General features: G+C 40.6%; 1 protein-coding gene. It reads left to right on the top strand.

The window, feature by feature from the left end:
- A partial coding sequence (locus SB660_RS20140) for a YxeA family protein (RefSeq protein WP_410584070.1) occupies positions 1 to 278 on the top strand: 278 nt, incomplete at both ends.

The raw sequence follows: 278 nt of genomic DNA, 5'->3' as shown, positions 1-278 counted from the left end.
ATCGGTTTTCATATTAGGAGGCTGCGCTGATCAAGGCGCCGTGCTGGAAAGCGATTATTACGTACAAATTCACGGGAAAGCGGAAAACAACAAAAATAATATCAACTACGTTTACAATTTAGAAGGGTATAACGAGAAAGGTAAGAAAAAGATGGTTTCTTTCTTTGTTGAAAAGCCTTATCAAGAAGGTGACATTGTACGCGTTCCGAGGAGCTATGAGGGTTATACCGGAGAATCTGAAGCTATTAAGGCCGAGAAACTGCCTGAAAAGATCAAAG

Source organism: Bacillus sp. SIMBA_005 (assembly GCF_046535585.1).
Lineage (GTDB): Bacteria > Bacillota > Bacilli > Bacillales > Bacillaceae > Bacillus > Bacillus pumilus.
The sequence above is the reverse complement of the archived record's forward strand: the minus strand, read 5'-3'. Positions and strand labels throughout refer to the sequence as shown.